This is a genomic window from Limnovirga soli, from assembly GCF_013106755.1.
Lineage (GTDB): Bacteria > Bacteroidota > Bacteroidia > Chitinophagales > Chitinophagaceae > Limnovirga > Limnovirga soli.
Map to the genome: position 1 here is coordinate 155,963 of NZ_WHPF01000007.1, position 21,409 is coordinate 177,371.

19 protein-coding genes are annotated in these 21,409 nt (G+C 39.0%); 8 read left to right on the forward strand and 11 right to left on the reverse strand.

The annotated features are described in order from the left end of the window. The first annotated feature begins 265 nt into the window (after positions 1 to 265). The gene (locus GD597_RS11290; RefSeq protein ID WP_216368571.1) at positions 266 to 994 is read left to right on the forward strand and encodes a hypothetical protein; all 729 of its coding nucleotides are present in this window, start codon (positions 266 to 268) and stop codon (positions 992 to 994) included. A gap of 121 nt (positions 995 to 1,115) precedes the next feature. On the opposite strand, the gene GD597_RS11295 is transcribed toward GD597_RS11290, so the two are convergent. From GD597_RS11295 to GD597_RS11305, 3 genes are all read right to left on the reverse strand, one after another. Then, entirely contained in the window at positions 1,116 to 2,756 is a 1,641-nt protein-coding gene (locus tag GD597_RS11295; RefSeq protein ID WP_171607967.1) for a pyruvate dehydrogenase complex dihydrolipoamide acetyltransferase, read from the reverse strand. A 382-nt stretch (positions 2,757 to 3,138) separates the two neighbouring features. Continuing rightward, positions 3,139 to 3,648 (reverse strand): hypothetical protein, encoded by a 510-nt coding sequence (locus tag GD597_RS11300; protein ID WP_171607968.1) that lies wholly within the window; start codon positions 3,646 to 3,648, stop codon positions 3,139 to 3,141. 6 nt (positions 3,649 to 3,654) lie between these two features. After that, entirely contained in the window at positions 3,655 to 5,502 is a 1,848-nt protein-coding gene (locus tag GD597_RS11305; RefSeq protein ID WP_171607969.1) for a DNA polymerase III subunit gamma/tau, read from the reverse strand. A 453-nt stretch (positions 5,503 to 5,955) separates the two neighbouring features. On the opposite strand from GD597_RS11305, the gene GD597_RS11310 reads away from it, so the two are divergent. From GD597_RS11310 to GD597_RS11335, 6 genes are all read left to right on the forward strand, one after another. Then, entirely contained in the window at positions 5,956 to 6,588 is a 633-nt protein-coding gene (locus tag GD597_RS11310) for a TetR/AcrR family transcriptional regulator (RefSeq protein ID WP_171607970.1), read from the forward strand. Between the two features lie 60 nt (positions 6,589 to 6,648). Then, complete coding sequence (locus tag GD597_RS11315; RefSeq protein WP_171607971.1) at positions 6,649 to 8,010, forward strand: TolC family protein; 1,362 nt, start codon at positions 6,649 to 6,651, stop codon at positions 8,008 to 8,010. 65 nt (positions 8,011 to 8,075) lie between these two features. Next, the gene (locus GD597_RS11320) at positions 8,076 to 9,125 is read left to right on the forward strand and encodes an efflux RND transporter periplasmic adaptor subunit (protein ID WP_216368572.1); all 1,050 of its coding nucleotides are present in this window, start codon (positions 8,076 to 8,078) and stop codon (positions 9,123 to 9,125) included. 159 nt (positions 9,126 to 9,284) lie between these two features. Next, on the forward strand, positions 9,285 to 9,698 hold the full coding sequence (locus GD597_RS11325; protein ID WP_171607972.1) for a DUF2147 domain-containing protein: 414 nt from the start codon (positions 9,285 to 9,287) through the stop codon (positions 9,696 to 9,698). A 176-nt stretch (positions 9,699 to 9,874) separates the two neighbouring features. Continuing rightward, positions 9,875 to 12,934 carry an efflux RND transporter permease subunit gene (locus GD597_RS11330; protein WP_171607973.1) on the forward strand — a complete coding sequence of 1,020 codons (3,060 nt, stop codon included), beginning with the start codon at positions 9,875 to 9,877 and terminating at the stop codon, positions 12,932 to 12,934. Positions 12,935 to 13,163: 229 nt separating this feature from the next. Next, a complete protein-coding gene (locus GD597_RS11335) occupies positions 13,164 to 14,096 on the forward strand; it encodes an NAD-dependent epimerase/dehydratase family protein (protein WP_171607974.1) in 933 nt (310 codons plus the stop codon). A 39-nt stretch (positions 14,097 to 14,135) separates the two neighbouring features. Here the strand turns inward: GD597_RS11335 and GD597_RS11340 are convergent, their stop codons facing one another. The 7 genes from GD597_RS11340 to GD597_RS11370 form a co-directional block, all read right to left on the reverse strand. Further along, positions 14,136 to 15,308 (reverse strand): hypothetical protein, encoded by a 1,173-nt coding sequence (locus tag GD597_RS11340; RefSeq protein ID WP_171607975.1) that lies wholly within the window; start codon positions 15,306 to 15,308, stop codon positions 14,136 to 14,138. A 409-nt stretch (positions 15,309 to 15,717) separates the two neighbouring features. Then, complete coding sequence (locus GD597_RS11345) at positions 15,718 to 16,191, reverse strand: ribonuclease H-like YkuK family protein (RefSeq protein WP_171607976.1); 474 nt, start codon at positions 16,189 to 16,191, stop codon at positions 15,718 to 15,720. Between the two features lie 119 nt (positions 16,192 to 16,310). Further along, a complete protein-coding gene (locus GD597_RS11350) occupies positions 16,311 to 16,757 on the reverse strand; it encodes a nucleoside deaminase (protein WP_171607977.1) in 447 nt (148 codons plus the stop codon). A 59-nt stretch (positions 16,758 to 16,816) separates the two neighbouring features. After that, entirely contained in the window at positions 16,817 to 17,401 is a 585-nt protein-coding gene (locus tag GD597_RS11355; protein ID WP_171607978.1) for a hypothetical protein, read from the reverse strand. A gap of 166 nt (positions 17,402 to 17,567) precedes the next feature. Continuing rightward, on the reverse strand, positions 17,568 to 18,167 hold the full coding sequence (locus GD597_RS11360; RefSeq protein WP_171607979.1) for an acyltransferase: 600 nt from the start codon (positions 18,165 to 18,167) through the stop codon (positions 17,568 to 17,570). An 11-nt stretch (positions 18,168 to 18,178) separates the two neighbouring features. Beyond that, the gene (gene paaI / locus GD597_RS11365) at positions 18,179 to 18,619 is read right to left on the reverse strand and encodes a hydroxyphenylacetyl-CoA thioesterase PaaI (protein WP_171607980.1); all 441 of its coding nucleotides are present in this window, start codon (positions 18,617 to 18,619) and stop codon (positions 18,179 to 18,181) included. Positions 18,620 to 18,637: 18 nt separating this feature from the next. Then, positions 18,638 to 19,411, reverse strand: a complete 774-nt coding sequence (locus tag GD597_RS11370; RefSeq protein WP_171607981.1) for an enoyl-CoA hydratase-related protein — start codon at positions 19,409 to 19,411, stop codon at positions 18,638 to 18,640. 322 nt (positions 19,412 to 19,733) lie between these two features. On the opposite strand from GD597_RS11370, the gene GD597_RS11375 reads away from it, so the two are divergent. After that, positions 19,734 to 20,198: a hypothetical protein gene (locus tag GD597_RS11375; RefSeq protein WP_171607982.1), complete on the forward strand. Its 465-nt coding sequence runs from the start codon at positions 19,734 to 19,736 to the stop codon at positions 20,196 to 20,198. A gap of 1 nt (position 20,199) precedes the next feature. Here the strand turns inward: GD597_RS11375 and GD597_RS11380 are convergent, their stop codons facing one another. Further along, positions 20,200 to 20,985, reverse strand: a complete 786-nt coding sequence (locus GD597_RS11380) for a murein L,D-transpeptidase catalytic domain family protein (RefSeq protein WP_171607983.1) — start codon at positions 20,983 to 20,985, stop codon at positions 20,200 to 20,202. Positions 20,986 to 21,409: the final 424 nt, after the last annotated feature.

Here is a 21,409-nt window from a genome sequence, read left to right on the forward strand (position 1 = left end):
GCCAAATATTGTTTGGCTGGTTCAAAACAACTAACAAAAATTTTGAACCTGTTTAGTGTATTACCTAGTTGAATGTTATTTAATTTAAAAGTATAAGCAATAACTAGGCAGGGATATGATATTTATTTTTTTAAAATTTCAAAAGCCATTAATATTATAAATTATGCATTATGCCAAATTTTTTTAAGTTATAACGTTGAAATCTCAAAAACTGTTTTTACCTTAACAATCTTATAAATATCCATCACAAAAAATAACCCATCTCATGGCAAAAGGCAATAAAAAGAAAGCAGCCCCTGCAAAAAAATCACCCGTAAAAAAAGCAGCTCCTGCAAAGAAAGTAGCAGTTAAAAAAGCAGCCCCTGCAAAAAAAGCGGTAGTTAAAAAAGCGGCTCCTCCTAAAAAAGCAGCAGTAAAAAAAGCCGCTCCTGCTAAAAAAGTGGTAGCTAAAAAGGCAGCTCCGGCAAAAAAGGCGGTAGTTAAAAAAGCGGCACCGGCAAAAAAAACGGCGCCTAAAAAAGCTGCCCCTGCAAAAAAAGTAGTTATAAAAAAAGCAGCTCCCGCTAAAAAAGCAGCGCCTAAAAAAGCAGCTCCTGCAAAAAAAGTAGTGGTAAAAAAGGCAGCACCAGCTAAAAAGGCAGCACCAGCAAAAAAAGCAGCACCAGCAAAAAAAGCAGCACCTAAAAAAGCGGCAGCACCGGCAAAGAAAGTTGCTCCTGTTAAAAAAGCTGCTCCAGCAAAGAAAATAGCTCCAGTTGTTAAAAAAACAGCTCCTGTTAAAGTAGCACCTCCTGCAGCACCAGCCCCAGTTAAAAAAGCAGCTCCGGCAAAAAAGAAAGCAAAAGCTAAAAAGCCGGCTCCTGCACCAGTAGTTGCAGAAACAGTAGTAGTTACGCCAGTAGTTGAGGCACCAGTTGAAATGCCTGCTCCTGAAACGCCAGCTGCTCCTGAAACACCAGCATCTGATGTAACTGAAGATACTTCAGCCAGCTAATAATAATTACGATATAAAAAAAGCGATGTTACATGTAACATCGCTTTTTTTATGATTTATACTGTTAAGTAAAAAGGTGGGCATTACCCACCTTTTTTAATTATTCAATTATAACATGCTTTTATACCAGCATGCGTAAAGGTTCTTCCAATAAACTTTTTAAGGTTTGTAAAAAAGCTGCACCGGTAGCACCATCCACTACTCTGTGATCGCAACTAAGTGTTACTTTCATTACATTACCAGGTACAATTTGCCCATTTTTTACAACAGGAACCTGAGCAATGCCACCAACTGCTAAAATACAGGCATCCGGAGGGTTTATAATAGCCGTAAATTCGTCAATTCCAAACATGCCAAGGTTAGAGATGGTAAATGTACTTCCTTCCCAATCTGACGGCTGTAATTTTTTATCCTTAGCCTTTTGTGCAAAGTCCTTTACTTCTGCTCCAATCTGGCTTAATGATTTGTTATCCGCAAATCTCACCACCGGTACCAGTAATCCTTCATCTACTGCTACAGCAACACCAATATTAACATGGTGGTTATAGCGTATTTTATCTCCCAGCCAGCTGCTATTTACTTTAGGGTGTTGTTTTAACGATGTGGCTACAGCTTTCAGCACCATATCATTAAAGCTTATTTTTACTTTACTTACCTCATTTATTTTTGCCCTGGCTGCAACACATGCATCCATATCAATACTCATGGTAAGATAGAAATGCGGTGCTGTAAATAAGCTTTCGCTTAAGCGGCGGGCAATGGTTTTACGCATTTGAGATACCGGCACTTCGTCAAAACTTACTTCCCCAATATTTGCACTGGTTTTGGCAACAGGGCTGGTAGTTTGAGCTGGTGCAGGGCTGCTTGCAGCCGGTGCACTGGCGGCAGGTGTAACATAAGTATCAATATCACTTTTTACAATTCTGCCATTATCGCCACTGCCTTTTACATAGCGAAGGTCAATACCTTTTTCATCTGCAATTTTTTTGGCCAGTGGAGAAACAAATATTCTTCCCTCATTTACTACAACTGTGGTTGGTGCAGCAGTAGCGGTATTTGTTGCAGCAGGTGCAGCAGTTTCTGCAGGGGCTGCTACGGTAGTAGTGGCACCTCCATTTTTTAATGCATTTACAACGGCATCTACATCAAATCCGGGTTTGCCTACAATACAAAGCAAGTCGTTCACTTGTATCTTTTCACCAGCCTGCGCTCCCTGATAAAGTAATACACCTTCCTTATAACTTTCCAGTTCCATAGTGGCTTTATCTGTTTCAATATCGGCCAATACATCCCCTTTTTTAACTGTGTCGCCTATCTTTTTTTGCCAGCCTGCAATAACACCTTCTGTCATAGTATCACTTAAGCGGGGCATAAGAATTACTTCTTCCATAGCACTGGTATCTATGCTTTTACCTGTTGGTGCAGTTGTAGCTGGTGCAGGGACTGTTGCTGTTTCGGCAACAGGTGCTGCCGGAGCTGCTGCTGCTCCACCATTTTGTGCAACCAGGGCACTAACATCTTCACCGGCTTTACCAATAATAGCCAACAAATCGTTTACCTGAAGTTTACTACCTGCAGCTGCACCTAAATGTAAAATGGTACCTTGCTGGTAGCTTTCCAGCTCCATTGTTGCTTTATCTGTTTCAATATCGGCCAGCAAATCGCCTTTATTTACTGCATCACCCACTTTTTTATGCCATGCAGCTATCACACCTTCTGTCATGGTATCACTTAATCGGGGCATTAAAATCACTTCTGCCATAAATAATCTTGTAATTACAATTTTAGAATATCAATTTAAATTCATTTTATTAGCCCGGCTGCAGTAAATGCATACAGCTTTACTTGCGTCGCACTCCTGTACTGTATCATGCTATTTGGCAACAAAAAATCATCTTGCCAGATACAGCACAAAATAAAGGTAAATACATATTTATGTAATATTACCTGTAAAATGAGGCGTGAAATTACAAGAAAATGCGATAGCATGGGTTGTTACCTGCTTTTTTTATATAGAACACTCATTCTTACCTGCGCATAATTGTTCTTATTAATACAGCGGCTGTTTGCTGCCATGAAAGAGGAACCACGAAACGAGCGTGGCAAGAGGCGCTGCATTTTAGGAGAAAGCCTGCTACCAAAACCTATTTGGCTTTTTTAATAAGCTGACTATGCATCAACCTGTAAAGCAGAAACAGTAATGTAATAACTATTAAACTAAATTTAATGGTAGCAAAAATGGCTGCTGCAGCCACAGGTAAAGGAGTAATATTCCCCGCCAGTAATTGTAATAACCAGCCGTTTTCAAAAATATCGCAGGTGCCGGCAATTAAAATGGCTATGATAAATGCTTTTCCTGCTTTTTTTACAGCCAGGTTTTGTGGTTTAGTACTGGCTAAAACTGCCAAAATTAAGGTTGTACAATAAGAAATTATAAATAGAAAATCTATATAAATATTTTGCCTGGCAACAGCCACTACATTGGTAAGTTGCCATGAATTTATAACCAATTGTGCCTTTGGTACGGTATAGGCCAGTTCTATGCTTACAATACCCATGGGTGTTGAAGGCTGTTTAAGTGGCTTGCCCTGCATGCTTATCCAAACCATGCAAATGACTGTAATAAGTGTAGCTATTATAAGTTTACTATTCACGGTTTTCTAATAATCTAATTCTAGTTTCAGGCGGTCTCTAAGCTCTTTTACAAGGGGGTACATTTCGGCAATTTTGTCAAACCGTTGCCTGCTGTTCATAGTTAAATGGGCTGGCAATTCCTCCTGCTCACTAGTTTCCACCAATATTTTAAAAGATATGCTGCGGTTATTAAAGCCTACCTGAATAAAATCTACCAGCAGGGTTTTTTCCTGTTCAATAAATTTTTGTTGGGTAAGTGCATCTACAGTGATGGTAAAGAAATTATCTGCCTCAATTTGTAACCTGGCCATGCGGAAAGTATTGGCAGCCGAGTGTTTTAGTTGCTCATCCATTTTAAGGGCATACTCTTCCCAAAGCCTTTTTAGTTTTGCTGTTTCCAGCGCCTCTGCTTCCTTTATTTCTTCTATCAGGTATTCGCTACCATATTTTTGTCTTAACCCATCCAGCAGGCTTTTTTTAGGACTGCCATTGCCTGGTTCTGTTGCTTTATTATAAGTAGGTGTATTTGTGCTAATGGGTATAACAGTAGCCGTAACGCTTTGCTGGCTTTGTGGAGGCGCAGCAGAAAATGGCTTTACAGTAGCAGTTTTTTTAGTAACCTGTTCTTCAATCAGCAATTTGGGGGCAGTTGGTTTAGCTGCACTGTCTGTTGTGGCCTGCTTTGCCTGTAAGGTATTAATTGCTTTGGTTTTATAGGCTATTGGTCCGTCAATCCGTTTTTTTTTAACCATACTGCCATTGTCGGTAGTAAGCTCAATAGCCTGTTGCAGAAAATTTAGTTTAATAATGGCCATTTCTACATGCAATCTTTTATTGCGGGCCATTTTATAATTAATTTCTGTTTCGTTTAAAATATTTAAGGCGCTTACTAAAAAAGATAGACTGGTAGATTTGGCTACACTAATATATTTTGTTTGCATGCCTTCTACTACATCCAGCAGGATTGCAGCTTTTTCGTTTACGCACACCAATAGGTTACGTAAAAATTCTGCAAATCCATTTAACACCAAATCTCCTTCAAAACCCTTACGGTTTATTTCATCGTACAATAACATAGCGGCTGCTAAATCCTGTTGCAGCAGGTATTGCAATAGCTGAAAATAGTAATCATGATCAAGTATGTTCAGGTGCTCTAAAGTGTTTTGATAGGTAACCGTGCCATTGGTAAAACTTACAATTTTATCCAATATGCTAAGCGAATCCCGCATACAACCTTCACTTTTTTGGGCAATTACCTGCAGGGCAGCTTTTTCAGCCTGTATCCCTTCTTTTTGTACAATTTCTTCCAGGTGTAATACCGTATCATTATTGGTAATACGCTTAAAATCAAAAATCTGGCAGCGGGAAAGTATCGTAGGTAGTATTTTATGCTTTTCTGTAGTGGCCAATATAAAAATGGCGTAAGAAGGCGGTTCTTCCAAAGTTTTTAGAAAGGCATTAAAGGCACTTGAGCTTAACATATGTACCTCATCTACTATATATACTTTGTATTTGCCGGCCTGTGGTGCAAAGCGTACCTGTTCTACCAGGCTTCTTATATCGTCTACAGAGTTATTGCTGGCAGCATCCAATTCATGTATATTTAACGAAATGCCATCGTTAAAGCTTTTACAGCTATTACATTCATTACAAGCTTCCCCATCGGGTTGCAGGTTTTCGCAATTAATTGTTTTTGCCAAAATACGGGCACAAGTGGTTTTACCCACGCCTCTTGGTCCACAAAATAAAAATGCATGTGCCAGCTGGTTATGCTGAATGGCATTTTTTAATGTAGTGGTAATATGTTGTTGCCCCACCACCGTGTCAAAAGCCTGGGGTCTGTATTTGCGTGCTGAAACTATAAATTTATCCATAGCAGACTTGCAAGATAAGAAATAGGCTTAAGCTTAAAAGTGAAAGCCGTAAGGTGGGGAAAAATTTATTGACCCATCTGTACAACTACAATGTGCTATACTTGCGTCGCACTCTTGTACTGTAGCAAATAGGGCAGCAATATTTGCCAGATAACATAACTTTCTCCATACCGAAACCTATTTCCTAAGTATCAAACAGTTTAGATCTTGCAATTGGCTGTTTACCTGATGAGGTATAACTGAACGCACAAGAGTGCGACGCAAGTAAAGCCCCATTATATATTGCTGCCGGGTACATATAATTACTACAGATTAAACTGTGTTAACAACTTGGCCAGTTTCAAACCGCAAATAAGTGCAGCAATACTTATTTTTAGCCGTTCGTAAAAAAAAGTAAAGAAAAATTTGGTAAATTAACACTGTTAAGTAATTTTACACCGTAATTAATAGCGCATGGGTATTGCAGAAAGAAAAGAAAAGCAAAAGCAGGATATAAAAAAGATGATCCTGGATGCATCGATGCAGCTTTTTATTGAGCAGGGTTTTGAGCATGTAACTATGCGCAAAATTGCCGATTTAATTGAGTATAGCCCTACTACTGTATACCTGTACTTTAAAGATAAAAACGAGATCTTTTTTCAGCTGCACGAACTGGGTTTCCAGAAATTGGTGGAGATGAACAAAAATTTAGCTGAGATTCAAAACCCTTTATTGCGCCTGTATAAAATGGGAGAAAATTACATCAATTTTGGAATGAATAATCCTGAGTTTTATGATGTAATGTTTATACAACGGGCACCAATGGAGGTGTTGGCACAAATGGAAGTGTGCGATTGGTCAGTAGGCGATACAGCCATTGATGCACTTAAAAACCTATTGGTAGAATGCATGGATAAAGGCCTTATTCAAAAAGCGCCTATTGAAGCGGTGGCTATGGCTATTTGGGGAATGGTTCATGGATTGGTGTCTTTAGCAATACGTGAAAGATTAAATAAAATGGTACCTAAGGAGCATATTATCCCAGTTATGCATTCGTCTCTTAATTGGTTATTGGGAACAATTGACAGTTCCTTTAAAAGGGAATAAATTTTTTTGCCCTTTCACTTAACATTGTTAATATATTAAACGATAATAATAAAATTAATCATGAAAATTAAGCCATTCTTACTGCCCGTTATTTTGTTGTTGATATTGGCGGCATCTGAAAAAGCTGCCTCACAAAAAGTACTGGATAAATACATACATACAGGTTTAGACAGTAACCTGGCACTTAAACAAAAATCGTTTGATCTGGCAAAAGGACGGCTAGATTTGCAGAGGGCCAAAGCTTTATTTTATCCTCAGGCCGGTATAAATGCCCAATATACAGTAGCAACAGGTGGCCGCACCATTGATTTTCCGATTGGTGATTTATTAAACCCTGTATATAGTACTTTAAACCAGCTAACTTCTTCAACCAAATTTCCTCAGTTGGCCAATCAAACCATTCAATTTCTGCCCAATGATTTTAACGATACCAAAATTGAAGTAACGGTTCCGGTATATAATCCGTCTTTAAAATATAATCAACAAATTAAGCAGGAAATGTTACATGGCTACGAAGCCGAAATTCAACTTTATAAAAGAGAACTGGTTAAGAATATTAAACAAGCTTACTACCAGTATTTGCAGTGTGTTAAAGCCGTAGAAATATATACCAATGCGCTTGGCACCGTACAGGAAAGCCTGCGGTTTAACGAAAAACTGGTTAGCAATAATACTGCTACAAAAGAAGTGGTTTTAAAGGCAAAAGCACAGGTTAGTCAGGTACAAACCCATTTAACCGAAGCAAAACAAAACCAATTAAATGCTGCGGCATATTTTAATTTTTTGCTTAACCTGCCATTAGATACACCTATAGAAAAGGATATCGAAATATTGCAACAAATTCAGGAATCACAGCTGGTGCAAACAACATTACCATCCAACAGGGAAGAGCTTACAAAATTAAAAAGTGCACAAACTGTATTAGAAAAAAATTTACGCTTAAATCAAAGCTATAAGCTACCTGTTTTAAGTGCATTTTACAATGCTGGTTTTCAGGGGTTTGGCTATAAGTTTAATGATAAACAGTTTTACCAGTTAGCTGGTGTACAATTAAACTGGAACCTGTTTAAGGGTAACGATAATAAACTAAAAGCTGCACAAACACAACTGGATATTGATGCCATAAAAAACCAGTATTCCACCGCCGAAAAGCAAATACAATTACAGGTTACTACTACCTATAACTCTTATAAAGCCAGTTTAGAAACATTGAACAGTGCGGCAGATGAAACAATAAGTACCAAAGAGGTTTACCGACTTACAGATCTTAGGTATAAACAAGGCCAGGCCCTGCAAATTGAATTAATAGATGCGCGTACACAAATGACAAATGCCGCCTTGCAATATTCCCTTGCACAACTGGCAGTACTAAATCAGGCAGCAGAATTGGAAAGGGCTGCGGCAACATATGCTTTGCCATAAATAACTAAAAGCATCGTAATGATGCATTTAAATAAATAATTTAAATAACACGACAAATTAAGTTTATGAGAAAAATAATGTACAGTATTGTTATAACCAGTTTAACAATTGCAATGCTTGCTAGTTGTGGCGAAACACAAAAGCCAGCCGTAGTAACACAAGATGCCATTATAGTAAATACGCAACCCGTAATAGAAAAAAATTATGCACCCGTACTGCAATATGCCGGTATGATTGCTGCTGGAACAGAAGCCGTATTATCTTTTAAAATTGGTGGGGTGGTTTCCCGCATTTATGTTAGTGAAGGCGATCATGTTACCAAAGGCCAATTACTTGCTACACTTGATTTAACCGAGATTAATGCGCAGGTGCAACAAAGTATGCAAGGCCTTTCCAAAGTACAACGCGATGTAAACCGCGTAAAAAATTTACTAGCCGATACCGCAGCTACCTTAGAGCAATACCAGAATGTACAAACACAATTAAGCGTTGCCAGCGAAAACCTGCGCATTGCCCAATTTAACCAGCAATATGCGCAAATACGTGCTGCACAAAATGGTACCATTATTAAAAAAATTATCAACGAAGGCGAACTGGCCGGCCCAGGAGCACCAGCACTTATACTGCAGGGCAATGCAGATAATGATTGGGTAGTGCGTTTTGGTGTAAGTGATAAAGACTGGGCAATGCTGCAAAAAGGCAATACTGCCAAAGTAATGCTGGATGCTTATCCTGAAACAATATTTACAGGCATAGTAAATAAAATTGCCGAAGCAGCAGACCTCGCCAGCGGTACTTACGAAGTAGAAATAAAAGTATTACCACAGGGTAAAAAATTTGCTGCTGGTTTGTTTGCCAATATTACATTACAAACTTCCGCACAGCAAAATCTTAAAATGATTCCAATAGAAGCACTGGCAGAAGCAGATGGGAAAATCGGGTATGTGTATACGCTTAATGCTGATAAAAAAACTGTTTCCAAACTAAAAGTAAATATCGCTTTTATCGATAAAGATCAGGTGGCCATTGCAACCGGACTAACCGGCATTGCCGAAGTTATTACCAATGGCTCCAGTTATCTTACTGCAAATAGTTTGGTGAGTGTGGCACAATAAAAATAAATTATTCAACAACATTTTTTAACCAGTCAATATTGCAATTATAAGCATCCGTTGCGTCGCACTCTTGTACGTCTGGTAATGCTATGCAGCTGTTATAAGGCAATGCATACTGTAAAAAAATATTCGCATCAACTATATAAATCATTTCAACCAATGAGAAAATACTTAACACTGTGGATCGCATTTTTATTTGCGCTTACAGTAAATGCACAAAAGCAAAATGCCGCTTCTATTAGTGGAGAATGGCTAACCTCGGCTAAAGATGGCAAAGTGCTTATCTATGAAAAAGAAGGTAAATATTATGGTAAACTGGTATGGATAAATACACCGGCAAAAGACAGCAATAACCCAGATGCAACACAAAGAAATAATGATTTGCTGGGAACGGTTATTTTAAAAAACCTGATGTTCAACGGAGATGATAAATGGGAAAACGGAGCAGTGTACGATCCTAAATCGGGTAAAACGTATTGGTGTACTGTTAGATTGAAAGATGCGCACACACTGGAATTGCGTGGCTTTGTTGGTATTTCATTATTGGGTAGAACAGAATTGTGGACACGCTAATATTACCAGTGGCTGTTGCGTTAGGGATTGTAGTGAAAAGCCCGCAGCCACGACCCGTGGCGAGGACTTGTAACGAAAAGCCCGGCCCGCAGGGAACGCCCTTTTCACTTTTTCATAGAGCAGCAAACAATAGATTGTAAACAAACAATCGCATAAAAATTATCAAAACAATTGTTATGAAAATAACTGATTTCTCAGTAAAAAATTACCAGTTTACCCTTATCGTATTTGTGATGTTAATTGCAATTGGCGTAAACTCTTTATTAAACATGCCCCGTGGCGAAGACCCGGATTTTTCGGCTCCGGAATACAATGTGGTAGTTATTTATCCGGGCACCAGTCCGCAGGATATGGAGCAACTGGTAGTAGATAAATTGGAAAAGAAAATAAATGAACTGGATGATATAAAAAAGGTAAGCTCTAACATGGATGATGGTTTGGCCATTATGGATGTGCAGTTTAAATATGAATCGGACCCTGATAAAAAATACCAGGACCTGGTGCGTGAAATTGATGCCATTCGTGCCGATTTACCAGCCGATATAATGGATATTGATATTTTGAAATTCAGTCCCAGCGATGTGAATATTTCGCAGATAGCATTAACCAGTGAAACAGCTCCCTATAAAGATTTGGAAGCATGGAGCAAAAAATTAAAAGAAAGACTGGAGAAAATAAAATCGCTGAAGAATGTTGATAATTGGGCATTTCCGCAACAGCAGGTTAGAGTATCGCTTAACCTGGAAAAAATGGCAGAACATAAATTGCCATTAAACAGGGTAATAGGTGCTATACAAAGCGAGAATGTAAATATACCTGGTGGCAGTATTGATATGGGTACCAAAAAGTACAATATTAAAACCAGCGGCGATTACAAAACAATCGATGAAATTAAAAACACTGTTGTTGCCAGTATAAATGGCAAAACACTATATCTAAAAGATATTGCCGATGTTGATTTTAACTATGAAGAACAAAATTATATAGCCCGGCTAAATGGGGAGCGTGGCGTATTTGTAACTGCCAGCCGAAAAATGGGTACCAATATTTTTGATGTAGAAAAGGAAATGCAACCCGTATTGGATCAGTTTAAAAAAGACCTGCCCAAAAATATTACTTACACACAAAGTTTTGATAATGCAGCCAGTGTACATAAAAGGTTAAGTGGCTTCTCGGTAGATTTTGCCATTGCCATTTTTCTGGTGCTGCTCACATTACTGCCATTGGGTTTTAGGGCCAGTTTGGTTGTTATGATATCGATACCCCTTTCGTTGGCCATTGGATTATTTCTACTGGATTTATTTGGGTTTACCATTAACCAGTTAAGCATTGTTGGTTTGGTAGTGGCACTAGGTTTATTGGTAGATGACAGTATTGTAGTAGTTGAAAATATTGAACGATATATGCGTAATGGCTATAGCAAACGTGAAGCTGCCATGGCTGCTACAAAACAAATAGGATTGGCTGTATTAGGTTGTACTGCTACATTAATATTTGCCTTTTTACCCCTGTTGTTTTTGCCAGAAGGGGCGGGTGATTTTATACGCAGTTTACCCGCAGCTGTAGTAACTACTGTAATTGCCTCTTTGTTTGTTTCATTAACCATTATACCATTTTTATCCAGCCGAATTTTAACCAACCATTCCAATGCCGAGGGCAATATGTTTATGCGTGGTTTAAAAAGGTTAATCAGTGGCTCTTATAGAAAATTATTGCATGTGGCATTGGCCAATCCTTACAAAACCTTGCTGGTAGCATTGGTTATTTTTGCAGGCTCTATTGCCCTGGTGCCTGTAGTGGGTTTTAGTGTTTTTCCGGCATCGGAAAAGCCTATGTTTATGATTAATATTGAAACACCTTTAGGTACCAGTTTATCTACTACCGATTCTGTGGCAAAGTATGTGGAAACCAATATTAACTCACTGCCCGATTTAAAGAATTATGCTACCAACGTAGGCCATGGCAACCCACGTATTTATTATAACGTTATATCGGTAGGCAATGCGGATAATAAGGCGCAAATATTTGTGCAGTTAAATAATACAGCTCCAGAAGAAAAACGAGCACTAATTGATTCACTCAGGCTGAAATTTAAAAATTATCCCAACGCCAAAATTGAAGTAAAAGATTTTGAACAGGGCCCACCCGTTGAAGCACCAATTGCCATCCGATTATTTAGCGAAAACCTGGATACCCTTCGTGCCCTCTCATTTAAAGTGCAGGCATTGCTTCAAAAAACTGAAGGCACCATGTATGTAAATAACGATCTCACCACGCTTAAAACCGATATTAAAATAAAAGTTAACAAAGAAAAAGCAGGCATGCTTGGTGTGCCGGTTAGTGAAATTGATAAAACCATTCGTATGGCCGTAACTGGTTTAAATATTGGTACATTCAGAAAGGATGATGAAGACGAGGAATTTAAAATAAATATTACGTTGCCACGTAACGAAAAACAAACCATGGATGTTTTTAAGCAGGTATATATTGCCTCTTATAGCGGCACTTTGATTCCTTTAAACCAATTGGCAGATGTGCAGTTTCAAAGCTCACCTACCACTATTCGCCACTACGATAAAGACCGGTATACAACCGTTACCGCCTTTGTGCAAAATGGCTATAATACCGCAAAAGTTACTGATGGATTTTTGAAAGAGTTAGATAAAATGCCTTTTCCCAAAGGCGCATCCTATGTGGCTGCCGGCGATATTGAAGCCAGCCAGCAAAGCTTTGGCGGACTAGGCACTATTGTACTAATTACCATTTTTGGATTGTTGGGAATTTTAATACTGGAGTTTAAAACATTCAAAGGCACACTCATTGTATTATCGGTAATTCCTTTGGGTATTATTGGCGCAGTTATGGCACTGCTATTATCCGGCAATACATTTTCTTTTGTGGCAGTTATTGGCTTAATTGCCTTGATTGGTATTGAAGTAAAAAATTCCATTTTGCTGGTAGATTATACTGATCAGTTGCGCCGCGATGGTAAATCAATTACCGATGCAATTGAAGAAGCCGGTGAAACAAGATTTATACCCATTATACTTACCACACTAACAGCAATAGGTGGTTTGTTACCGCTGGTTTTAGAAAGCAACCCGCTTTACTCACCATTGGCATTGGTAATTATTGGCGGACTAATTAGCTCAACATTATTAACGCGGGTTGTAACACCTGTTTTGTATAAACTGCTTGCACCAAAAGTGTTGCACGATAGCGATGTGTCAAAATAAATTTTTATTAGCCAGGCAATAGCTAATATGGCATCGCCGCTTGCGTCGCACACTTGTACGTTCGGGTTTTATGGCGTCAAAAAGGGTTCTAAGCTTTATAAAATGGCAACACCCATTTGCTGCTACCAGTTATAACCGTACAAGAGTGCGACGCAAGTACAGCTGTATAAATAATCTGCAGCCGGGCTAACCTTATGATTATATTTAATAACAACTAAAAAATACAAATATGTCTTTACACACTATAATTGGAGCCGGTGGCACAGTAGCCAACGAGCTTTTACCTGTTTTACTGGCCAATAAAGAAAAGGTAAGGTTGGTAAGCAGACGCGCCAAACCCATTTCCACCGCAGAAGCAATAGCCGCAGATGTAACCAAATACGAAGAAGTATTGCAGGCAGTACAGGGCTCAACCATTGTGTATTTGCTGGTTGGCTTAACCTACGAAACAAAGGTTTGGCAAACTACCTGGCCATTGGTAATGACCAACGTAATTAATGCTTGTAAAGCCACCGGCGCCAAACTTATTTTTTTTGATAATGTATACATGTATGGCCGCGTATCCGGCGAAATGACGGAGGAAACACCCTTTAACCCCTGTAGCAAAAAAGGAGAGGTAAGGGCTGCTATAGCCACACAATTATTAGATGAAATCAAAGCCGGTACCATTACCGCTATGATAGCCCGAGCAGCAGATTTTTATGGTCCGGTAGGTTTTACTACCAGCGTACCCAATATGCTGGTGTTTGATAATTTGCGTAAAGGCAAAAAAGCGCAATGGCTGGTAAATGCCAAAGTGCCACACTCTTTTACCTATGTACCCGATGCCGCCAAAGCCCTGTATTTACTGGCAAAGCAAGAAACCGCATTTGGCCAAACCTGGCATTTGCCCACTGCAGGCAATGTAATAACTGGTGAAGCTTTTGTGCAATTAGCTGCCGCTGCCATGCAACAACCCAATAAATTCCAGCTATTACCTGTTTGGATGCTGCGCCTGGCAGGCCTTTTTAATAAAACCATTCAGGAATCAATTGAAATGAGTTACCAGAGTGCGCATGCCTATTACTTTAATTCAGATAAGTTTAATAAGGCATTTTCTTTTGTGCCTACCAGTTATAAAGATGGTATACAAGCCACGGCAACCTGGGCTTTGTCGCAATAAGTAAAAAGCCTGTAAGTAGGTTACTTACAGGCTTTTTTGCTATTTATACTCCAGTTGTGGGTGGCGTTCAAATGCATATTTGTTATCAAAAATATACCTGTAGGTAATCATTCTGCGGCTGGGGTTGGCGCCCAGACTTTTATAAATATTTATCATTTTAGGGTTCCAGTCGCCGGCCCAGCCCATTTCATAGGTTTCGTACCAGCCCTTTCCCTGTATCAGTAATGCACATTCCTGAATCATAAAACTATCTATGCCCAAAGCCTGGTATTTGGGTACTACACCAAAAGCCACACCGGTTAGTTTTTTACAGGTACCACGTTTTTTCATCCAAAGCAGGCGTAATTTTTCTATTAATCCCAGCTTGCCATTAAAATTCTTAAAATATTGGTTAATATCGGGTATGTTTATAAACATGGCAATCGGCTCTTCTTTGTAATAGGCAAACCAAAGCATGCGTGGGTCCATAATGGCTTTCATTTTGCCGAACAACTTAATCACCTGCTCGGTAGTAATTTCTTTTGCTTCACCATGTTGTGCCCAGGCCGCATTATAAACTATGGCAAATTCTTCGGCATGTTTGTTTAAATTGGCCATGGTAATATGCCTTGCTTCGTAGCCGGCTTTGGCTTTAAACTTGGCATGTCTTTCGGCAAAGCGGTCGGGCAATTTATCATCAACCCCCATCATATACCAATATTGGTTATAATAATTTTGAAACCCATACCCCTCAACCAATTGCTCGTAATAAGGCGGGTTATAAGGCATGCCATACATGGGTTCCTTGTCAAAGCCTTCCACCAGTAAACCCCACCATTTATCGCGGTCGCCAAAATTAATAGGGCCATCCATGGCTTCCATGCCCTTGCTTTGCAACCAGCTTTTACCAGCATTAAATAATATATTGGCAGCATCCTGGTTATTAATACAATCAAAAAAGCCCATACCACCGGTGGCAAAATCAGTGCCTTTATTTATGTATTTGCTATGGGTAAAAGCGGCAATACGACCAATAAGGGCACCATCACTGTTTTTTAGTATCCAGCGTTTGGCTTCGCCGTATTTAAAATTTTTATTTTTTGTGGTATCAAATACATCATCTATTTCACTATCCAAAGGGCGAATGTAAAGTGGGTTTTCTTTGTTTATTAAAACGTTAACCTTAATAAATTCCTTTGCAGTGGCGGCATTGCTAACTTCTATCAATTGCATACAAATCGCTTTTTGCGAATGTAAGCATCAATTGTTTAATTTGTTTTTGCAGGCATAAATTCATTGTATTGTACAACAGGAAATTGATGTATTAGCCCAGCCATATAGCATCTTGCAGCTTTACTTGCGTCGCACACTTGTACTCCAGTAATTTAAATGAACAAATGCGGGCACAAAATGTGGCATTGCCTGATAAGAAAAAATGCCATCGACTTTTACTTACCAACCAAATTCAGAACGTAAGTCTAAAACCGTAATTAAAATTACAAAACAGAAGTGCACATGTTTTAAAAAAGTGGCTGTAAATAGCATTGCCAATAGAAAGACGAGATTTTAAGAAGGATAGGTTTGGGGGATATTTTGCCTGCCAGCTTAGTTTGTGTAAGCTGTTGTTGTAGCATCGGCTTGTTTAGTTACACACTTTATCGGCACAGCAACTACTGGCAAAAGCTTCTGGTTTTGCTTTAAAGGCAAATCCCATACCCAAAATATAGCCCATCGCTTCCCTTAGGGCATCATTGCTTTTAAACTGTGGATTGGTGTTTATATCAGCATGCACTTCCATATCCACATCGTACTGAATAAAAAGGTTGCACAACTCGTATGCTATTTCTATGCTTTTGGCAACTTCTACCAGCATACGCTCTTTAATATTGTACTTCACCTTAGATTTTTCGTTGTGGATGTACATAAAACCGCCATTGTGTTCGCGCAAAAAAACGATTACAGTGGCAAACTCTGTATCGTCGCCTTTTACCTGGCTATCGGTGCCAATACATACTTTTAGGCGAACGCCTTTTTCTGCTTCTCTTTTTATGGCTTCTTCTACTGCTTCTTTAATGGAAAGATGAATGGTTTCGCCGTTGAATTTTCTCCAATGCATATTTGTGTAGGTTTCCCCAATTTACGCATCTATTGGCTTGTTTTAACAGGGCTAATAATAAATTAATGTGAACTGTGCATTACTAGGCAAATGATGTGCATTACACCCCTATAGCGCAATTATCTTTTTGCTTTAAAAAAGGCTTTTATAAGGGCGGCACATTCCTCTTCTAGCACCCCTCTTTTTAAAATGGCTTTTGGATGAAATGGCCAGTTTTTGCCGGTATAATGGCCATAACCATTTTTGGGGTCTGAAGCACCAAAAACAATATTGGGTATTTTACTCCAGTAAATAGCGCCACTGCACATAAGGCATGGTTCCAGCGTAATATATAGGGTGGCATCAGGTAAATATTTGGCCCCCATATAATTGCAGGCAGATGTGATAGCCAATATTTCGGCATGGGCGGTAGCATCATTTAGCAATTCTACCTGGTTATGGCCACGGGCAATAATTTTATTATTCATTACCACTACGGCACCTACAGGCACTTCGTCTTTATCAAAAGCTTCCTGTGCTTCCTTTAATGCCTGCCTCATAAAAAATTCATCATCATAAACCATCATTTGGCTAAGGTAAAACAAAGCCAAATAGGTTAGGTATTTCGCCTGCTTTATAGAATCAATTATCTGCCATTACCCATTACACTGGTAAGCTTATTTATTGCGGCAATAAATAGTGCCCTGTCTTTATTGCCGGGGCAACATTCTTCATAAAATGCCGGTTCGTAATAGGCAGGATCTACAATCTTGTCTTGGGCAATGATGCTTAGTTTCCAGGTACTGCCATCATTTATATTGCAGTTGTTATTGGTGGTACAGAAATTTTCGCCATTATCGCCTGGTATATTCCACACTTTTTTTTGTTGCAGGTATTTCCAAACTGCATTGCAGGAATCATTGTTTACAATTAGCGGGTTTACATTTGGTACTGATGCTACACCCGGTGCTTTTCTTACATACCATGTATAGCCTGTCCACTCGCCATGATTAAGGGCCAATACTTTGTAGGTAGCTGATGTACCCCAGGCATGTGTTTCTATAGAAAATACCAGCAATAATTCGTTATTCAATTGCAGGTTGTTTAGGGTGGCATCGTCTGCATATTCTGAGCGGGCCTTTTGTTGCCATTCAGTGGATTGTTGTGCTTTTATTCCGGTACACGAAAGGCAAAACAACATGGCGCTATATAGTACAAGATAATATTTCATATATTTTTTATTGAAGATGCAATTGCTGGTGAATTTACACACACCCTTTCTAAATGCTTTGTTGTTTTTTGCTGCTAAGTATTACTACAGTACAAGTGAGTGACACAACGATGTTGCCCAATGGCTTTTTTGCCGGTATCCACATTTTTAAATTACCTAAAGGACTTTATAATTTCTTTTTTACATCTTCCCATTGCTGGTATATTGCTGGTTGCGAGGGCCTGTTTGCAGGTATTTGCCGCAATGGCTGGCAAGGTATTGCATGGGAATGCATATCTGTAGCCAATTGCATGTATAAGCTGGTGCCGGCAGTTTTCCATTCTATCATTTCATTACTTACCTCTTTTATTCTTTGGGCGGGGTTGCCTGCAATAAGGCTGCGGGGTTCGAATATGGTTGCGGCTTTTATAAAGCTTAGGGCGCCAACAATACATTCATCGCCCAGTACCACATTATCCATAATTACTGCATTCATACCTATCAAACAATTTTTACCAATCATGGCCCCATGTATAATGGCGCCATGCCCAACATGTGCCGCTTCTTTTAAATGCACAGTTATGCCAGGGAACATATGTATGGTACAGTTTTCCTGCACATTGCAACCATCATCTATAATAATACCTCCCCAATCTCCCCTAATAGCGGCGCCAGGGCCAATATATACCTGCTTACCTATAATTACATTGCCTGTAACCACAGCCTGCGGGTGAACGTAGGCGGTTTCGTGAACTACGGGTATAAATTCTTTAAATTGATAAAACATAATACAGCGGTTTAACCTGGCTGTTGCAGTGCCGATACCAGGTCTTTCTCGGTTTTATAACAGGTGCCTTTAAAAAGTGCTACTAATTGCTGGTGTTGGTTGGTTACCTCAATTAGGTATAAGCCGGTTTTGTTGGTGTTGCTTACTCTTTTTGCTTCGGCAGTAAGTATATCGCCTTCTTTTGCAGCTTTGGGAAAAGAAATGCTTACATCTAATGCCACAGTAATTTTACCATTGCTGTTACAGGCAAAGGCAAATGCACTGTCTGCCAAAGCGAATGTAATGCCTCCATGTGCAATACCAAATGCATTTAGCATATTATTGCGCACCAACATTTCTATTTTGCTGTAGCCTTCTTTTATATCGATTATTTTTACGCCCATCCAGTTACTAAACTGGTCCAGCTCCATCATGGTTTTTACTATTTCCTGTGCTTTGGTGTTGTTATCCATGCGTATAAATTTGAATAATTATTCGCCTTTGAATTCGGGTGCACGTTTTTCCAGAAAAGCCTTAACACCTTCCTTATAATCGTGTGAATGCAAAGCTATTTTTTGAAATTCATCTTCCACATCCAGTTGTTCTTTGAAAGAGTAAATGGCGGAAAAGTTGAGTGCATGTTTTATCATAGCTAAACTTTTTGTAGGCATATTGGCTAATTGTTTGGCTATTTTAAAGGTTTCTTCCTCAAAAACGGCATCAGGAAAAACTTTATATAACATGCCCATTTTTTCACCTTCAATGGCACCAATTTTATCGCCTAACATCATCATGCCACTGGCTTTTTGCCAGCCCACAAACCGGGGCAAAATATAGGTGCCACCTGTATCGGGGATTAGGCCAATTTTAGAAAAAGCCTGCGTAAAATAAGCCGATTCTGTGGCTATCACCACATCGCAGCAAAATGCCAGGTTGGCGCCGGCACCTGCAGCTAAACCATTTACAGCACCCACTACAGGTTTTTCAATGGTTCTTATTTTCCAAACAAGCGGGTTGTATTGTTCTCTTAAAATCAGGTTGGTATCCTCATTGTCGGGGTCTACTTCTGTTAGGTCCTGCCCGGCACAAAATGCTTTGCCTGCGCCGGTTATATAAATACAGCGTACCTGTTTATCTGCCGCACAGGCATTTAGTTTTTCCTTAAGCAAGAGCGCCATTTCACGGTTAACCGCATTTAATTTATCGGGCCGGTTTAAAGTAATAATACCAACACCGTCTCTCACTTCGTATAGTATAGAAGGCATATGTACATTGTTTGGGTACAAAGCTATTGTTTCTTTATCAGTTTATTTTTAATGTGAAAGTTCTACAAGCCAAACTAACAAATTCCTAATTGCCCTGATAAAAGTAAAGGCATTTATGGGGCCGGCAGTACTTATATATTTGGCTGCACTTGCCACGCTCGGTTCAGGGTTCCACTTTCATGGCAGCAAAATGAATTAAAAATGGATGATCTAATTATAGTTCTTTTAATTATAAACGCAATAAATAGGTTACTCAATAAACTGTTGTATAGTACGTTATAATTATAAAGGTAGAAGTGTAGCACTTACCTGAATATCTTATATGCGAAAACAACAACTTGATTTTTTACGACACCAGCTGGTACCGGCCATGCAACAAATACCGGCAGATGCAAAGGGAGAATGGGGCGTATTAAATGGCCAGCAAATGATGGAGCATTTTATTGATGCTATTAGAATGGCCAGTGGTAAATTGGTATTACCAAAAATTACCCCAACGCCTCAATTAAACAGGTTAAAAGCATTTTTATTAAGTGATATTCCTTTTAAGCAGAATACCAAAAACCCGATGATGAGTGAACAACCAGCACCAATGCGACTGGGAAGCAAAGCGGAGGCCATTATTATTTTACAACACGAGCTGGATTATTTTTTTACTTTATTTGAAGCCAACACATCATTAACAACAGAAAATGCGTTTTTTGGTACGTTAACATTTGAGGAAAATGTGCATCTGTTGCACAAGCATGCCCTGCACCATTTAAAACAGTTTAAAGCCATAGCCTGATTTAATTATTTACAGCTGTAACATCCAGTGAAGCAGATAATTGCCAATCGAAACGTGCATTTAAAACACGGGAGGAGGAAGCATACCATTTATCGTTGGCATATATAAAAAAGCAACTACCGCCTTTAATGGCATCTATAATTATTTTATGCTCATTATATGATATTGCTGGGCAACCATAACTTCTGCCCATACTGGTGCCCTCATCGGCTCTTTGGGCATTTACATAATTGCTGCCATGCATTACTATATCACGGCTTCTTACTTTATCGTTTATGCCAGGTTCTATACCATCAAAATGCAGGCTATAACCATTTTTGCCGTTATAGGTTTCTCCGGTTATCATAAAGCCTAAGGAGCTTTTGTGGCTTTCTGGTTTGTTTGAAAAACTGGTAGCATATATAGCACCCGAATTTTTACCATGTGATACATAGGTATTGTACAATACTTTGCCTTCCTTTAAATCTATTACATATAGTCTTTTGCTATTGCTTGGCTGACTATAATCGCAAATGGTTAATAGCTGAGGTTTGTGTAATGCATTCTTGCTTAGCATAAACTGATAACCTTTGCAGGCGTAAAAAAATACATTTTTCTGTAGGCCTAGTGAATCCAGCTTTAACTGGCTGTAGGCAGAGTCTACCCATTTGGATACTAGTGGCGACTCATCTGATACGGAGGGTAATAGTGATGGAAACTTTTTTTCATCTCCATTTGGCATATGCTCCGGTGCAAATGATGTTAGGGTGATAAAGCATATGAATGGAACAAAAAATAGTTTTTTCATCTGTAATGGAATTTTGGATTACTGTTATTGATAACGACTCATACACTTTTTTATTGCCGCGCAAAGGTAATAGCAGTATCCGAAGAACAATACCTGCCACAAATTCAAATAAGGATTAACTGCATATGTTCTTTTTTTTTAACTATAAGCTATTGAATTATAGTTATTTGTAACTAAATAGTTACTTGTTAAAATTTCTTTTTGTGCTGTTAAATTTTTTTAAGTGCGGGTTTTTCAGACTTGCGGGCTTGTTTTATCTGAGGCAACTACAATATTTGGTAAACTTTAGTTTGGGAAATGTAAATTCCTTTAAGCCTAAAGGGTAATTGGTGTTATGCCTACCTATGTTATGCAGTTGAAGCGTGCGACGCAAGCGGTACTTAATAGTTATTCTGTGGCTGGGCTCATAAAACTTATCTTTGCC

Excerpts from the sequence above, each read along its gene's own strand:
- GD597_RS11320 (WP_216368572.1), top strand. The coding sequence starts at position 8,076 with ATGAGAAAAATAATGTACAGTATTGTTATAACCAGTTTAACAATTGCA.
- GD597_RS11355 (WP_171607978.1), bottom strand. The coding sequence starts at position 17,401 with ATGAAATATTATCTTGTACTATATAGCGCCATGTTGTTTTGCCTTTCG.
- GD597_RS11360 (WP_171607979.1), bottom strand. The coding sequence starts at position 18,167 with ATGTTTTATCAATTTAAAGAATTTATACCCGTAGTTCACGAAACCGCC.
- GD597_RS11325 (WP_171607972.1), top strand. The coding sequence starts at position 9,285 with ATGAGAAAATACTTAACACTGTGGATCGCATTTTTATTTGCGCTTACA.
- GD597_RS11330 (WP_171607973.1), top strand. The coding sequence starts at position 9,875 with ATGAAAATAACTGATTTCTCAGTAAAAAATTACCAGTTTACCCTTATC.
- GD597_RS11350 (WP_171607977.1), bottom strand. The coding sequence starts at position 16,757 with ATGATGGTTTATGATGATGAATTTTTTATGAGGCAGGCATTAAAGGAA.
- paaI (WP_171607980.1), bottom strand. The coding sequence starts at position 18,619 with ATGGATAACAACACCAAAGCACAGGAAATAGTAAAAACCATGATGGAG.
- GD597_RS11375 (WP_171607982.1), top strand. The coding sequence starts at position 19,734 with ATGCGAAAACAACAACTTGATTTTTTACGACACCAGCTGGTACCGGCC.
- GD597_RS11335 (WP_171607974.1), top strand. The coding sequence starts at position 13,164 with ATGTCTTTACACACTATAATTGGAGCCGGTGGCACAGTAGCCAACGAG.
- GD597_RS11310 (WP_171607970.1), top strand. The coding sequence starts at position 5,956 with ATGGGTATTGCAGAAAGAAAAGAAAAGCAAAAGCAGGATATAAAAAAG.
- GD597_RS11315 (WP_171607971.1), top strand. The coding sequence starts at position 6,649 with ATGAAAATTAAGCCATTCTTACTGCCCGTTATTTTGTTGTTGATATTG.
- GD597_RS11305 (WP_171607969.1), bottom strand. The coding sequence starts at position 5,502 with ATGGATAAATTTATAGTTTCAGCACGCAAATACAGACCCCAGGCTTTT.
- GD597_RS11380 (WP_171607983.1), bottom strand. The coding sequence starts at position 20,985 with ATGAAAAAACTATTTTTTGTTCCATTCATATGCTTTATCACCCTAACA.
- GD597_RS11295 (WP_171607967.1), bottom strand. The coding sequence starts at position 2,756 with ATGGCAGAAGTGATTTTAATGCCCCGATTAAGTGATACCATGACAGAA.
- GD597_RS11370 (WP_171607981.1), bottom strand. The coding sequence starts at position 19,411 with ATGCCTTCTATACTATACGAAGTGAGAGACGGTGTTGGTATTATTACT.
- GD597_RS11345 (WP_171607976.1), bottom strand. The coding sequence starts at position 16,191 with ATGCATTGGAGAAAATTCAACGGCGAAACCATTCATCTTTCCATTAAA.
- GD597_RS11290 (WP_216368571.1), top strand. The coding sequence starts at position 266 with ATGGCAAAAGGCAATAAAAAGAAAGCAGCCCCTGCAAAAAAATCACCC.
- GD597_RS11340 (WP_171607975.1), bottom strand. The coding sequence starts at position 15,308 with ATGCAATTGATAGAAGTTAGCAATGCCGCCACTGCAAAGGAATTTATT.